The organism is Ruegeria sp. CH6 (assembly GCF_056537005.1).
This window is the reverse complement of the sequence record NZ_JBQFQS010000015.1, coordinates 53,717-69,199: the sequence shown is the minus strand read 5'-3', so window position 1 is coordinate 69,199 and position 15,483 is coordinate 53,717. Positions and strand designations below refer to the sequence as shown.

12 protein-coding genes are annotated in these 15,483 nt (G+C 56.1%); 6 read left to right on the top strand and 6 right to left on the bottom strand.

The window, feature by feature from the left end:
- Positions 1–219 precede the first annotated feature (219 nt).
- Positions 220–1,227: a helix-turn-helix domain-containing protein gene (locus tag ACR0CW_RS20655; RefSeq protein WP_480789209.1), complete on the top strand. Its 1,008-nt coding sequence runs from the start codon at positions 220–222 to the stop codon at positions 1,225–1,227.
- Positions 1,228–1,319: 92 nt separating this feature from the next.
- On the opposite strand, the gene ACR0CW_RS20650 is transcribed toward ACR0CW_RS20655, so the two are convergent.
- The 4 genes from ACR0CW_RS20650 to ACR0CW_RS20635 form a co-directional block, all read right to left on the bottom strand.
- Positions 1,320–3,581, bottom strand: a complete 2,262-nt coding sequence (locus ACR0CW_RS20650) for a DUF1963 domain-containing protein (protein WP_480789208.1) — start codon at positions 3,579–3,581, stop codon at positions 1,320–1,322.
- A 181-nt stretch (positions 3,582–3,762) separates the two neighbouring features.
- Entirely contained in the window at positions 3,763–4,686 is a 924-nt protein-coding gene (locus tag ACR0CW_RS20645) for a tetratricopeptide repeat protein (RefSeq protein ID WP_480789207.1), read from the bottom strand.
- Positions 4,687–4,691: 5 nt separating this feature from the next.
- Positions 4,692–5,192, bottom strand: a complete 501-nt coding sequence (locus ACR0CW_RS20640) for a hypothetical protein (RefSeq protein WP_480789206.1) — start codon at positions 5,190–5,192, stop codon at positions 4,692–4,694.
- Positions 5,192–6,442, bottom strand: a complete 1,251-nt coding sequence (locus tag ACR0CW_RS20635) for an ATP-binding protein (protein ID WP_480789205.1) — start codon at positions 6,440–6,442, stop codon at positions 5,192–5,194. Before ACR0CW_RS20635 ends, ACR0CW_RS20640 begins: the two co-directional genes overlap by 1 nt.
- A 256-nt stretch (positions 6,443–6,698) precedes the next feature.
- Between ACR0CW_RS20635 and ACR0CW_RS20630 the strand changes: the two genes are divergently transcribed.
- Complete coding sequence (locus ACR0CW_RS20630; protein WP_480789204.1) at positions 6,699–8,357, top strand: DUF1963 domain-containing protein; 1,659 nt, start codon at positions 6,699–6,701, stop codon at positions 8,355–8,357.
- Between the two features lie 149 nt (positions 8,358–8,506).
- On the opposite strand, the gene ACR0CW_RS20625 is transcribed toward ACR0CW_RS20630, so the two are convergent.
- Together ACR0CW_RS20625 and ACR0CW_RS20620 are read right to left on the bottom strand one after the other, a co-directional pair.
- A complete protein-coding gene (locus ACR0CW_RS20625) occupies positions 8,507–9,859 on the bottom strand; it encodes an aminotransferase class III-fold pyridoxal phosphate-dependent enzyme (protein ID WP_480789203.1) in 1,353 nt (450 codons plus the stop codon).
- A 137-nt stretch (positions 9,860–9,996) separates the two neighbouring features.
- Positions 9,997–10,788: an IclR family transcriptional regulator gene (locus ACR0CW_RS20620; RefSeq protein WP_480789202.1), complete on the bottom strand. Its 792-nt coding sequence runs from the start codon at positions 10,786–10,788 to the stop codon at positions 9,997–9,999.
- 150 nt (positions 10,789–10,938) lie between these two features.
- Here ACR0CW_RS20620 and ACR0CW_RS20615 point away from each other — a divergent pair, with 150 nt between their 5' ends.
- From ACR0CW_RS20615 to ACR0CW_RS20600, 4 genes are all read left to right on the top strand, one after another.
- Complete coding sequence (locus ACR0CW_RS20615) at positions 10,939–11,886, top strand: tripartite tricarboxylate transporter substrate-binding protein (RefSeq protein WP_480789201.1); 948 nt, start codon at positions 10,939–10,941, stop codon at positions 11,884–11,886.
- A 71-nt stretch (positions 11,887–11,957) separates the two neighbouring features.
- Positions 11,958–12,497, top strand: coding sequence for a tripartite tricarboxylate transporter TctB family protein (locus tag ACR0CW_RS20610; protein ID WP_480789200.1), 540 nt, complete (start codon positions 11,958–11,960; stop codon positions 12,495–12,497).
- 7 nt (positions 12,498–12,504) lie between these two features.
- Positions 12,505–14,028, top strand: a complete 1,524-nt coding sequence (locus ACR0CW_RS20605; protein WP_480789199.1) for a tripartite tricarboxylate transporter permease — start codon at positions 12,505–12,507, stop codon at positions 14,026–14,028.
- Positions 13,994–15,478: an aldehyde dehydrogenase gene (locus ACR0CW_RS20600; RefSeq protein WP_480789211.1), complete on the top strand. Its 1,485-nt coding sequence runs from the start codon at positions 13,994–13,996 to the stop codon at positions 15,476–15,478. The genes ACR0CW_RS20605 and ACR0CW_RS20600 overlap by 35 nt, the downstream gene beginning before the upstream one ends.
- The last annotated feature ends 5 nt before the right edge of the window (positions 15,479–15,483 follow it).

The window sequence follows — 15,483 nt, the reverse complement described above, 5'->3', positions numbered from 1 at the left end:
CGGGCTCCATGGGCGTCGACAAATACTGGTCCCCCGTCAACCGCGTCGACAACGCATACGGCGACAGAAACCTAATCTGCACATGCCCGCCCATGTCAGAATACGAAGAAGCCGCAGAGTAATAGAGAGAACAAAATATTCCCCCGCCATGAGGCGGGGGAAATCGAAAACGGGCAGTGCCGCAACTGGCAAGGCTCACATTTTGCAGATGGAGGAACAATGAAACACTATGTCCTCAAGAACGGTCAGGATCATCTGACCAGAACTGCATCAACGACGGCTGAAAGAATACAGCAGATCGATGTGATCCTGGCTGATCCGGACGCGCGCGCGTCTGCAGAGATGGTCGTTGACTTTTATCGCGCCCTGAATGATCTGATCGAAGATCATACCTATTTTGTGAATATTCGCGTGTTCGCAGAGGATCCCGTCGACGGACCACTATATTGGGCAGGGCGAACGGCAATCTTCTGGGGAGATTTGCGAACGCGCTGGCACTTTGAGGGAAGGGATCTGGCGTGGGCTTCTCAGGTCCTCAACCTCTCATCTCGTACGGTCCTTGTCGGGGGTGCAGTGCTGCTGTTGGCCCAGGCCGGGCACGCAGACAAGACGATGGCAGCCATTCATCCGAACTTTACAGCAGCAGCGCGCGAAGGTGGATTGAGAGACGGCGGCCGGAGCACCCATTTGTCCAGCGATGGCCGCAAGCATAGCGCATCATCGCGGCTGAGTGCCCTGCGGCTGCTCTCGGATCTCGTTTCTCAGGATCATGGTGAGCATCTGGCGGACACGTTGCGTGGCTACATTGGCCTGACGGAGCCGCGACGGAAATGTGAAAGCCAGCTTGCGCATCGGCTGATCCAGCGCTCAGGCGCAGACCCTCTGGTCAGGCAGGCTTTGGAAACCATGCTGGAACATGTTGAAGATCCGCTTAGAATACCTGACTTGTCAAAGGTATTGGGAACATCGACACGTCAGCTTCAGCGTCGTTTCCTGAGTAAGACCGGCGTCAAACTTCTCACAACCTATCGAGAGCTCCGACTGGAACGGGCTCATAGTCTGCTTAGACATACGGACATGTCGCATCGGGAAATTTCGACGGCCACTGGCTTTTCATCAGTTACAGCCTTGGGGCGCTCGTTCCGTTCGCACTACAGGATAACGCCTGAAAGCGTTCGCAATCAACGGTTTGCCGGCCAGCTGTCAGAGATCAGTACTCTGGGCTAGCTGGTCAGATGCAAGCCAGATGTGCGGCCGAGTTTCTTAATGCACTAGGGGGTGAGAGGGCATGAGATCAGGTATTGGTCTCTCTGACGCGATCAGCCTCCGGCAGTATAGGCCTGAGCCTTGTTGAAATCGCGTCTCTGCAGATCTTCCGGCAAAATCCAAAACTCGATCATTCCTGCATCGCAGAACATGAAATTCATGCCGCGGTCGCTGTCCAGCGCCAGCAGACGGATGCCCGAGCCACAGGTTGCGTTGGTTTTAAACTGCGTATGACCCAACATCATATGCTCAGACTGGGTTGCAGACGGACACAGCGTTTCGTCGAAGAACTCATACAGTTCGGATGGCAGCAGCGTGCGCATCTGTTCATCCGTCACTGCCTGTTGAACAACCGACAGCAAGGCATTTCTCAACTCGGTCTGCACCATAAAGCCATGCTTTGACTGCATTTCTTCGAGCCAGCTTGTGAACCATTGCCGCGTTTCGGGATCGGGAACCGCAAGATCGGCATGGGCGTCCAATCGTTCAGATACCTTTGCCAGCAGCGCCAGATGATTGGTCAGCCTGGCCATTGTGGTTTCGGCTTTTTTCGAAAGCTCCTTCCCCTCTCGACGCCAAAGTTCTTTTAACCGCCTGTTTTCCATCAGACTGGCCAGCATATTACCCTCCAGCTCCATCGCGAAACGGGACATGACCGCGCCGCAAAATGGTAACCCGGCTTCGACGAGTTCGGGTTGGACCCAATATCTCCGGGTCGGGGCGGATTCGGGATCATCTTCGGAGTTGTACAGAAGCTCGTTACCCATAACCGGCCGATGGCTTTTCTCAACCCGGTCAGGCAACAGTGCCTGCATCGCTCCTTTCTGAAGATCGTACGCCAAACTCAGCTTTGGCATCGGCATCGCGAAATCCCAGAAAAAGGTTTTGATCGGGTGAGCGGATATGGGCCAGCACGGATAGCTGTTGATACCCGAACGATCAGAAACGCCACTGCCCTCAACATATCCGATGTCGGGTAAGCGGGATGGGGGCGTAGCGGGTTCACCGGGCACCGCGCTCGCTGGCACAAAGATCACACGAGTGCTTCCCTCGTCTTCCCAAACCATATCGTCTTTCACACTCGCGAAGAACAGGAGTAACCCATCCTCGGGCATTTCTTCACCCCCTTTTACACGGGGCAGTTCTGCGCAATCGATCTGGGCGAGAAAGTGCAACGGGGTCCCCGATTGCGGAGTGCGCGGCCAGGGGATGCTTTTGGGCAGACAGGGCATGCCACCCAACCACGAACGCCCAACCGGATCTGAGCCGATGGGCCAGGCACGCCTGAGATAAATCGCGTCCCGCGCCTCCTGATGCAGCTCCTCCAACAGTTCTTCTTTGGTGGGTTCAGGTTGGGGCGTGGCAGCCCGTTCCGGTTTGGGGGTTGCCGCAGGATGAGACCGTGCTGGCCTTTCCGTATCCCAAAGGACCCGATCCGGTGGCGAATGCGTATCCAGTGCGCCCTTTAATTTGCGAAGCCACTTTATCCTGCCTGGATCGGTAAGCGCTGTGCGCCGAAGGTTGAGTATCCCAAACACCAACTCGGACAACAGAACCAGATTTCGCTGGGTTCCAAGGGGTAGCTGTACAATGACGTCAAACACGTCGGGTTCACGTGGGAATGTGGACAGGCCATTTGCATCGCGCGCCGTGCGGATGGCTTCTGTCAGAACGGCCAGTCGAGGATCTGACTTTATCCGTTGATCCGTAAAGTGGCACAGATAGACAAACTCAATTCGGCGCCGCTGTACCTTGCTCCCGACCAAGGGGGCGAGAATTCGGCGAAACGCTCTTTTTATGCGGAGTATCGGTCCGACCGTGCGGTGCTTGGGCTCGACGCTGATCAGTGTCGCGATGAAGGAGTTGCGCTTGGGACCTGTCAAATCGCAAGCATCTGTCAGTGCCCGCCCAAGGCTGGTTGCCGTCAGTGACTTTTGAAAGATAGGAGGTACCCGCCGGTCAATTGCATAGGCGTTTTCCAGCAACTCTCTGAGGTGCTCTTTTTGTTCGGGCAGTGCTATGGTGGGGTCGATACCATAGACCTTCAAAATAGTCTTGCTGGTTTTGGATTTGCGGTTATCCGCAAACATGCTGCCACTGCGGCTCAGATCCCACCGCAACCGGGCCATCAATCGCATCTTCTGCGGGCCGAAATTCTGATAAGCCGACTGCCAGAGCAGCAGCCCCACCACGACAGGCATCAAGAGAAACAGGACCGGGATTACGCCGAAGACAATTGCAAAAATCAGGTCTTCGCGAAGCCAAAGAACCGCAATGAAGATCACAAAAATCTGGTAGTATCGATCAACGATCATCGATCACCTGCGGGTTTGAAGTTACGCGCGCTGATCCCGCTCGAAATCGGCTCGGGTGAGATGCGGCTCAAATCTTGCACTGGGCTGATCGGGGTACAACCAAGATGGCCGCAGTTACCATTCGGATATTCGGCTGAACACGAACTGCGGCAACAGATCGGCTTCGACATGCGATCAGCTTTCAATAATCCAGCCGGAGCGAAGCCGCCTTTTGATGTTGTGCAGATTTTCTTGAATAGAGCTGAGTGCTTATCAGCAACAGAATAGCGGTGATCTGAACGCCTCTGAACAACATCGAAGCAGCGGTGTCGAGTTCGAAGTACCTCAGGATATCTGCGGCGGACATATAGAGGAAGATTGCCGGCACCACATAGAGAGCGGCGGTTTTGATATTAGCGGTGTTGGCGATATGGCCAATACGGTGAAACCAGCCTGTCAGCGGTTTGCGATGCATCTCAATCGCGGCCAGCAAGCTATGTGCGTTGTGATTGTTTGGCGACAGGGCCAGCGCGCTCAAAGCGGCGTCATGTGCCTTCTCGAAGTCTTTTTTGACCCAGAACGCCCATCCAATGGCTACATGATTGGCGCTGTTGGTCGGTGCAATTCTGAGGGCCGCTCTGGCATGGCGTTCTGCGCTTTCGGCGTCCAGGCGCAACGTTGCAAGTCTGGATGCAAAATAGTGAGGCGTATCATCGTCGGGATACAATGAAAGAAGCGTGTCGACGGCGGCAGTCAGTGCCTTGATATCATGATTGAGCAAGGCGTTCGCGCATCGAATCTCAAGCGCATTCCTGTTTTCGGGATCAAGCCGTAATGCTTCGTCCAGAGCATTTTTGGCAGCTTCGTCATCACCAAAAACCGTATCGATCGTGGCGCGCACCACATGGGCTAGCGGCAGATTGGGACCAAGTGCGAGGGCCTGGTCCGCGGCGCGCGACGCCGCAAAGTGCTTGCCCAGTTTGAGAAGGCAGAAAGCCAGATGTGCATGCACAAGTGCGCTTTCGGGCTCTTCTTTCAATGCCTTGCGGAACAGTTCGAGCGCTTTGTCGTTATCGCCCCGGTCGGTGGCCGCTATGGCAAGCGGAAGGTCTCGGTTCTGTAGCATCATGGTCAATTCAGATAGTAGGCGAGGCCGCCCATTGCTTCTCCGAGTGGTGGCAGGATTGCCAGCAGAAGTCCGGTAATTAGCCAGGACACAAAGACATACAGCACCGCAAAGGGCAGTCGCAGTTGCCCACGCCCCATTTCCTGCACGTGCAACTGATAAAGTTGGCGCTGCGCCTGAAAGCAGTAGCCCGAGGCGACAATCGCAACGACCAGCACGATGTTTAGCAATATCTGGTTGCCAAGCCGTTCGATGCTGCCTTTCTCAAAGCTGTCCTTGATGAAATCAATCAGCACCAGCATCGGCGCGCAAAACAGCACTGACGCCAATAGCACGCGGCCCTGTCGTTGCTTGTCGCGACAGCCCAGAAACTCGGCGTTGCGATACATCCAAATTGCACCGAACACCGGGCCCGCCAGAAACCCCGCAATCCATACCACATATGGCGCGGTAATTTTCGCGGGATTTGCATCCGGCAATATGTTGTCTGCGATATCCATCTGCATCAGCGACGCCCATTCACCTTGAGAAATTCGAGAACATCGTCATAGCGTCCGCTTTCATTGCTATAGGTCGCATGATTGCGTGCCGTTGTCAGCCAGTCGATGGTTGATGGGCGTACCTGCTTTGACGCGGTCTCAAGCATCTGCATGTTGATGGGAACTTCGCGATTGCTGGCAAGCGTGGCGTCAATTGCAAGATCTGTTGCCGCGTCGATGATCTGCGCAAGGTCCGCTCCGGAATAACCGCTTGTGGCGGCTGTGATCTTCTCGAAACGGATATTTGTTTCTGCGGGTCGCCCGGCCAGTTCCATACGCAGGATCGCTTCGCGGGCCGGAGCATCCGGGGGTGGTACAAAGAACATCCGGTCAAACCGGCCCGGGCGTAAAAAGGCTGAATCCATCGACCACGGAATGTTCGTCGCCGCCAGAACAAGAACCCCCTCATTTCGTTGGTTCACCCCGTCCATCTGCGCGAGAAAATGACTGACCATCTGTGAAACATGGGTCGAAGTGTGCCCGGACCGTTTTGACCCAAGCGCATCAATCTCGTCAAAGAACAGGATGGTCGGGGTATTGTTTCGGGCCTGTTCAAAAATCGAAGTCAGACGTTGCTCGGCAACACCCCAATAGGGATCGAGGATGTCGGATATGGCAACGGATTGAAATCGGGCTCCACATTCGCCTGCGGTCGCTCTGGCAATCATGGTTTTGCCGCAGCCGGGTGGGCCATACATAAGCACACCACCCCCGGACTTTTTTCGGAAACGAGAGAGCAGCCCCGACTGTTTGAAGGGTGCGATAATGCGCCGCTCGATGTCTCGTTTTACATTCTCAAGCCCGCCAACATCGGCAAACGAGATCTGATCATCCGTGTCTTCGGCGCCGGTGGTCGACTGTCCTCCGACGACCTGCAGACTCACTACATTTGCAGCCTCTTCCTCGAAAGGTGCGGTTTCGGAGGTGGTGTCCGGAGTAGCGTCCGCTTCAGCCTCTACCGGTATCTGGTCTTCAGTCGCAGGGTGCCCCCAAAGTTCTGCTTCCTCATCCAACCCTGCCGTTGCAAAAACCTGAGCGACAAAGTTCCGGTCGTCTGCGGACACTACGTCGTTGGGTTGGATGTCAAACGCCAGTTCCAATGCACGGCTGTCCAGACCCAAGGCCATGGCGCGGCGCATCACCGCCAGTCGGAGTGTCAGATTTTCAGGAGAAGCTTCGAGGCGTGCCAGCAAGTTCTTGAATGCGGTATCGGGCAATAACGGTCTCCGAAATCGGTATGGTGAACGAAAACAAGGTCAATAATCTCTAGTTGCGACTCAAATCTGTCAAAACAATGTCGTGTGGGTCCGAACTTTTGGTTAGTGCGCGCCTGCCCGCAATCGACCTGGACCTAGCGTTCAATATCCGCCCTCACGGGCATACCTCTTTCGCCTTACTTTTGACCCATAACGCCTTCATTCACGAGCTTGAAAAGTGCGGAATTTACCGCTGAATATGAGGAACTTCTGATAGATGAGTAAATTGGTTATTCCATCGATTTGTTTGGTGAGCAGCCCCGGAGATCCACGTGGCACCGGGTGTTTTCTGGGAGGGGCCCCGCAGTTGCCTGACGGGATGGCATGGCCTCGCGATGGTTCGGGACGCCCTTTGGTCCATGTTGCGCAGATTGCGTTGCACGCCTTGCCCAGAAAGCTGATATTGAACGAGAATGAACTTGGCTTGCCCACCTTCCCAACCACCGGCACCATTTTTGTCTTTGCCGCGTGTGCTGACGAAGAATTCTACGAGATGGAAGAAGGGACGGTTCAGGTTCTTTACACCGAGCAGGATGTCTCAGATTTTGCGCCAGTATCACCGCCGCCGGATGCACCGGCATTTGGACCTGACGCTGCTGTAAGCCAAAACCAGCCATGGTATGATCTGCGCATCTATGCCCCCGAAGCATTGCAGATAGTTTCACCTCCCAAAAGCTATCCGCGCGTCCCGTTGCTGATCGGTGCTGATGTCACCCTGGGCACGGAAATGCAGCATTCGGCTCATGCACCGGTTGCTGATACCAGCACCCAACCTCAAATCTCATCCGATAGCTTTCAGCTTTGGAAAGACTGGTGCGCGGGGCAAATGCCTGCTTCAGACTACGCGGCCAAATGCAACAATCTGAAGCTTGTACCGAACTGGTTGCCAAACACCGCGCTCGGTATGTCCGGCAGCAAAACGGACGGGGATGGAAAAGAAATCAAGTATGGCGACTTTGGCGCCAATTTTACCTGGTCCTGGATAATGGTGGAACGAATTGCCCTGACGCTTTGGGCGGAAACAGCCAGAGCGGTCGGGCGCGACGCAAAATTGGGTGTGAGCGCATGGGATTCCAACCTGCAGCAGGAAAGCTTGATGCGAAGGGTTGCATTCGCCCTGAAGCCCCCTCGTTCAGCGCCCGCAAACCTAAAGAACCAAAGTCTGTTGGCCCGCCTCTTGTTCGCTATCAAAACGCCGCCGCCCGTGGAGCCAAAGCCGCCACAGCGTGTTCGCAAGCGGAGCTGGCATGAAGCTCCGATTGCAGATATTTTTGGGGGTGATGTCCCTGAAACCTGCCGTGCCTGGGTTGAAGAGGCTGCGGCGCACGACCCTGTATCCGAAGTGCCGGTGGAACGCGCGGCTGCCTTTCGTGAATTTCTGATCGGCTTGGATGCCCGGATACCGGAAGTGATCCGGGACAAGGTTGAAACTCCGCGCAAAGACAAGAACGGCGAGATAGTCGAAGGTGACCCGATCATTCGCAACGTCGCGCGCAGCACCCTCAGCGAAGATTATGATGATGGGCAAGCAGCGATCGTGCTGGGCTCAATGTTGCAGAGGGGGCTTTTCGGTGGGCTTGAAAGCGCGTGGCCTTATATCATGGTCAATGGCGTTCCGGCCGGCATGACAGACGACATGTTGGGGCGCATGGCCAATCGCGTTGGTTGCACACGTCACCGAATGTTCGGCGCCGGCTTGTCGATTCAAGACGCGCCTGAGCGGATGTCTGATAAAGTACTGTTGCTGGAAGTGGATACTGATGGCATGGCCAACATGATGTGGGGCGACAGCGGTGCGTTGCAGCTCTGGATCGACCCGCAGGCTTTGGCAGCAGGGCGGTTTGACACGGTCGAGGCAACGGCCGAGGGTTGTTAGCCAGCTTGCCATCAGCCACGCTCTTGTACTTGCTTAAGGCCATCGGTTTGACACGCCGATTGGTGGCGCTGGTATGGGGTTAAACACCAACAAGCCGGGCATCGATCTTGCCCAGCTTGTCGGTCTTCATCGGAGTTGTTTTCCGCTGATCAGAGTGCCGCGAATCCTGCATCAATTGCCGACAAGATGTCCGACACATCCTGTTCCGAGATGATCAGTGGCGGCGATAGGATGATGTTGTTGCCCGATATCCGCAACATCACGTTGTTTTCGTATGCGACGTCAAAGATTCTGGCCATTGTGCCACCCGAGGCGGGTGTTTTTGCTGCTGGATCTGATACGGTTTCAACCGCGGCCATCAGGCCATGCCCACCGCGTACGTCACCTATTGCCAGATGCTTGGCTTTTAGCTCTTTGAGGCCGGCGAACAACTGGGCCCCGCGTGCGGCAGCGTTTGAAGCCACGTCGATGCGTTTGGTTTCTGCCAGACAAGCGATCGCAGCCGCGGCACCAACCGGGTGGCCGGAATAGGTGTAGCCATGACTGATGGCACCCATGCCCGAGGTGTCGCTTTCAAAGACTTCGGCCATCTTCTCTCCGATAAGTACGGCGCCAAACGGGAAATACCCGTTCGTCACGGCCTTGGCGGTGGACATCATATCGGGTTGCACCCCCCAAAGGCGGGCGCCTGACCAAGCGCCTGTTCGGCCAAACGCGGTGATGACCTCGTCCGAGATCAGCAGAATACCGTATTTGTCACAGATCTCGCGAACCATGGGCATGAAGCTTTCATGCGGAGGGATTACACCGCCCGCACCAAGGATCGGTTCCATGATAAAGGCTGCAATCGTCGAAGGATCCTGAAACTTGATTTCATCTTCCAAAGCGGCGGCGCAGAGTTGAGACAGTTTGGCAGGATCCGTCTCGTTGAAGGGGTTGCGGTAGGTATAGGGGGCAGGGATGTGGAAGCAGCCCGGCAGAAGCGGTTCATATGCGGTGCGGAATTTACTGTTACCATTGACTGACGCGCCACCGGTATGGGTGCCGTGGTATCCCTTTTTCAACGAGAGGTACTTGGTTCGGCCCGGCTCGCCGCGCAGCTTGTGATACTGGCGTGCCAGACGCAGGGCGCTTTCAACGGAATCCGATCCGCCCGATGTGAAAAACACCCGCTTGATGCCTTCGGGTTGAAAGAAATCACACAGTTCATAGGCCAGCTCGATCGAAGCATCGTTGGTGGTGCCACGGAATGTCGAATAGTAGGGCAGGGTATCCAACTGGGTGGCTATGGCCTGCTTCACGACGTCGTTGGAATAGCCAAGATTGACGTTCCATAGGCCACCGACTGCGTCGAGCGATTCATGTCCGTCGATATCCGTGATGCGCACGCCTGACGCGCCAGTGATGATTTTGGGAGGATTCTTCTGGGCCTCCGCGGGATGGGTCATGGGCTGCCAGAACTGGCGGGCGTTGTGTTCTTTGATAAAGTTCTCGGTTTTCATGCTCAGATGTCCTTGCTCAGAACAGGGTAGTCTTAGGTGATCTTGACCACGTGCAGCGGTCGTGGCGCCGGAGGCATTAGTTTTGTCCCGCCCACCTGATCGCCCTTCCGGTCATCGGAACGAGCGCTTCAAGCATTTCAGGTCGGGTCGTTCAGTTTCCAGATCTCCTCCAGGGAAGGGGGAACCTGGCCTCCGCAGGCCGATGAGATCGCGCGTGCGGCAGGTTTCAGGTTTTCGCGAATCTGAAATTTCAGTTCGGTATCCAGTCGCGATTTGGGGCAGGCGACCGAAACCGCTCCGATGCAATCATTGTTCGGGTCAAAAATCGGAGCGGCCATGCTGCAGACATCAGATTCATACTCGCCATCTGACAGGCCGAAACCAATGCGTCGGGCGTCGTCCACTTTGCTTCGGATCAGGGCGGGATCGGTCACCGTGTTCTGCGTGATCGATTGAAGAGGCGCAGACAATACGCGGTCAATCAGATCGGGGTCGGCAAAAGCCATGATCGCACATCCCGAAGCCGTTGCGTGCAGGGGCAAGATATCAGCGGTTTCAATCTCGACCCGGGTGCCGTGGTGGCGCGACTGGCAGAATTCGGCGACGATCAACCCGGTGCCGTTTAGCAGCGTAACGTGAGCCGTTTCGCGAACAGCTGACACCAGTTGCGCCAATGGCTCGGCGACTGCATCTTTTATAGGAACCGTAGCCTCACGCACGTTGGCAAGGCGGATAACGGTCGGTCCCAGCCTGTATCGTTTTGTGTGTCGATTCTGTTCGACAAAACCCAGTTCGGCGAGTTCGTTCAGGGATCGATAGACCGAGGCTTTGTCGCGTTTGGACAGGCGGGCCAACGATGACAGCCCGATCTCGGGCTGCGCGGCCGAGAAATGATCCAGCAACTTGAGTGATTTGGTCGTCGTTCCCATGCCTTGTGCCGGCCTCCCTTGCTGACTGAATGCGTGATCTCTTGGTCATTACTTGACATAAATTAATTACTATGACAACTATTAATAAGAATAAACGGTTCATTATTGTAACCGATAATGGGTACTCGATACCATCAACGGGAGGAACTTATGAATAAACTCGCTCAAAAAGTGGCGCTGGCCGTCATGGGCGCATCGGCCCTGATCGCAGGGCCTGTCGCGGCTGAATATCCTGAAAAGCCAGTGTCGTTTGTTGTGCCGTGGCCGCCGGGTGATCTTGAGGATGTACTGACCCGCCTGATCGCTGAGGAGTTTCAGGAAACCTATGGTGTTCCGGCAGCCGTGGTGAACAAACCCGGCGGCGGCGGCGGCCCCTTCCCGGGTGCCGTTTCGGTGGCGACCGCGCCAGCGGACGGGTACACCGTGGGTTCCTTCGTGATCGGTGTTCCGGTAATTGGGCCGGATATCGGCATTCCCGAACTCAACCCGAACCCGTTTGACCCGCTGGGTATTTTTCTGACCTATCCGTTCGTGATCGCGGCATCCAAAAACGACAACTATTCCAGCATGGAAGAGCTGGCGGCCTATGCCAAAGACAACGACGTAACGCTGGGCCACTTCGGTTCTTTCTTGCCGCCCACCAAGGTGACCTTTGCGCTTGCCAAGAACATGGGCTTTGATTTCGCGGCTGAAACGGCGTTCGATAACGTTGACTGTAACGTTTTAGCGTCGGGCGATGTGGACGTGATCAACACGACCATTCAGCAGATCAGCGCATGCCAGGACGATGTAGTGATCCTCGCATCGATTGGTGGTGAGCGCACCAGCCAAACCCCGGATGTACCCACCGTTTCCGAGATTGACCCGTCGCTGCAACTGGCGCTTTGGAACGGGTTGTTCGTTCACAAGGATACGCCTGCGGATGTACGTGAAAAGATCATCGCGGTTGCGCAAAAGGCGCTGCAGTCGGATGAGGCCAGCGAACTGGCCGAACGGACTGGTGCGCTGATCTATTGGCAAGATGCCGAAGCGTCCAACGCCCAGATTCAGAGCGACAGGGACTCGTTCGCTGCTATAGAAAAGCTTCTGAGCGAGTAACCTGGTCAAGGCAAAGCGGGCGCCGGGATAATCCGGCGCCCAATTTACATCTTCGGCGCGCGAGAAGGTACATGGTCAGGACAAAGACGCTTCAGCAGTTGTTTCAGCGATACCGCAAACCGGGGGATCTGGTTTTTGCAATATTCTTTCTGGTGTTCTCGGTGGCGTTGCTGACGCAGCTGGGTGACCAGACCAAATGGGTGGCACGCAAGTCGCTGTTTGTGCAGCCCCGGTTCTGGCCTGCAGTCGCGGTTGGCGGCATGGTCCTCTTTGGTACGTTGCACCTTATTGGATCGCTGTGGTCTCCGCGTATCTACGGTCGTCTGAAGGAAATGTGGTTCTGGGCCCGGTCACTCGAATACGTGGCGTGGTTCCTGATCTACGTTTATCTCGTGCCAATCACCGGCTATCTGCCGACCACTCTGGTGTTTTCGGTGCTGCTGGCTCTGCGTGTTGGGTATCGCGACCGCAAGATGCTGTTGGCGGCGGCCGGGTCCGGTCTGTTCATCGTCATCCTTTTCAGGGGCCTGCTTCAGGTGAAGATCCCCGGCGGTGCCATCTACGAGCACCTCCCCGATGGCATACGTGCCTTCATGCTGACCTATATGTGAGGCCGACATGGACATCTTTCTCTCAAGCCTCGAGATTCTGGCCCGTTGGGATGTGATCGTTGCGCTGATGATCGGCTCCTTCGGCGGTGTCATAATTGGTTCGATCCCCGGCGTTGGTCCTGCGGTGGCCATTGCGATCCTGTTACCTGCTACGTTTTCACTCGACCCGATTGTGGGTCTAATCATTCTGTTGGGTATATATGGCTCCTCGGCCTTTGGGGGCGCGATCCCAGCCATTCTGGTTAATACTCCGGGAACGGCGGTGAATGCCCTGACCACCTATGACGGTTATCCTATGACCAAGGCGGGGGACGGACGACGGGCCTTGTCGCTGGCCTACTTCTCGTCCTTCTTCGGCGGCATCTTCTCAGTCGTTGTGCTGATCCTGATGGCGCCGCTGCTTGCCAAGGTCGCCCCCCATTTCGGCAGTCGAGAGATATTTCTGGCGGCGCTTCTAGGTATCATCCTTGTCGTGCTGGCCCACCGAGGGCAGATCATGGCTGCCGGCATGATGGCCTGTTTCGGCATTCTTCTGGCGACCATCGGTCTTGAGCCCGTGAACTATTCTCAGCGCTTTACCTTTGGGCAGAGCTGGCTGAGTTCGGGCATGAATGTGATCGTTGTAGTTCTAGGGCTCTTCGCTCTTAGTCAGGCGTTCCTGTTGTTGCTAGAACGTGACCATGCACCCGATGCCGCCAAGGTTGAGGGCAATCTGTTTGGCGGAGTGAAAGAGCTCTTGGGTCACAAACGTGTGGCCTCTGTCTCGGCTAGCTTTGGGGTGCTGATGGGCATGATCCCCGGCGTGGGCGAATTCACCGCTCAGTTCCTATCCTATACCTACGCGCAGAAAACCTCGAAAAATCCCGAACTGTTTGGAAAAGGCTCTCCGGAAGGACTGGTGGCCTCGGAAACAGCAAACAACGCCGTACCTGCCGCTGCGATGATCCCGCTGCTGGCACTGGGTATTCCCGGCGAGGCGCTGACCGCGATGATGTTGTCGGTGTTCTATGTGCACAACGTTCTACCGGGTCCGCAGCTATTCGAGCAGCAGATGGACTTTGTTGTCGCGATCTATATCGCACTTCTGGTGCTGAATGTACTGGTGCTGGGTTTTCTGATGGTCTCTACCAACAAGCTGCTCAAGGTGGTGCAGATCCCGACACGGTTCCTGGGCGTGTTGATCCTGGCGCTTAGCTTTGTCGGCGTATACTCCCTGCGTAACTCGTTCACCGACTGTGTGATTGCCTCGGCGTTTGGGGTTCTGGGCCTGATCCTTAAGCGTCTGAACCTGCCGATTGTGCCGATCATTCTGGGTATGGTTCTGGGTGGCATCATGGAGACCAAGCTGCGTACCGCGATGCCACGGCTGAAAACGCCACTCGACATGATCGACCGGCCGATCTCATTCATCATCTTCAGCATCATCGTGGCCGTCTTGATTATCCACGTCCGGGTGCTGGTTATCGAACACCGCAAAAGGAACCAGTCTGATGGCGATGACGCAGACCGACTTGAACGCACTACGCGCTGAGGTCATCCCCCCCAAAGGCCATTTCATCGACGGCCAGATGACCGATGCCGCAAACGGCGCTCGCCTTGATGTCATCTCGCCCATTGACGGGCAGGTGATCACAACGCTGGCCGCCGGTGGTGCGGAAGATGTCAATCGTGCAGTCACTGCCGCCCGCCGCGCTTTTGACAGGCGCGTCTGGGCCGGCCAGCCACCTGCAGCCCGGAAAAAGGTGCTGCTGCGTCTGGCCGAATTGATCGAACGTGAAGCGCTGGCGCTTGCTGTACAGGGTGTGCGTGACAATGGCACCGAGATCGGCATGGCCTTCAAGGCGGAGAGCGGCTCGGCCGCAGGAACCTTCCGCTATTATGCCGAGGCTATCGATAAGGTTTATGGCGAGGTCGCACCAACGGCAGAGAATGTTCTGGGCCTTGTCTATCACGAACCGGTGGGCGTCGTGGGCGCAATCCTGCCGTGGAACTTTCCTTTGATGATTGGCGCGTGGAAGATCGCGCCAGCGCTGGCCACCGGTAATTCGATTGTTGTGAAACCTGCCGAAAGCGCCTCGCTGTCTATTCTGAGACTGGCGGAACTGGCCGTCGAGGCTGGCGTGCCCGAAGGCGTGTTCAACGTCGTAACTGGCAAAGGTTCGGTGGTTGGCGAAGCCATTGGCCTGTCGATGGATGTGGATGTTCTGGTCTTTACCGGATCGGGCGGTGTGGGTCGCCGTCTGTTGGAGTATTCGGCCCGCTCGAACCTTAAGCGGTGCTATCTGGAACTGGGCGGAAAATCCCCAAACATCGTGTTTGCCGACGTCAAAGATCTGGATCATGCAGCCAAGGTGTCGGCGAACGGTATATTCCGCAACTCGGGGCAGGTGTGTGTAGCCGGGTCACGGCTGGTGGTTGAGCGTTCGATCCATGATCAATTCGTCGATGCGCTGATCCGTCATGCGTGTAAGCTGACAGTTGGTGATCCCCTGGATCTGTCATCGGATGTGGGCGCGGTACATTCCAAGGTGCAGCTGGAGCAGGATCTTAGATTCGTTGATAAAGCACTGGCCGAGGGCGCTGATCTGGCGCTTGGCGGCAAACGCATTCTCGAAGAGACCGGCGGGTTTTATATGGAACCGACGGTGATGACGAATGTCGGCCGAAACGACACCCTGAACCAGCAAGAAGTATTCGGCCCCGTGCTGGCGGTGACCCCGTTTGATACCGAGGAACAGGCCTCCGATCTGGCGAACTCCACTGTCTACGGATTGGCGTCGGGGCTCTGGACCGCAGACCTGAGCCGGGCGCATCGCATGATCCGGTCCATTCGCGCTGGTGTTGTGCATGTGAACACCTATGGCGGCTCGGATGGCACTGTACCTCTGGGTGGTGTGGGGCAGTCCGGCAATGGTCACGACAAGAGCCTTCACGCATTGCATAAATACGTCGATCTGAAATCGGCCTGGATACAGCTCTGACAAAG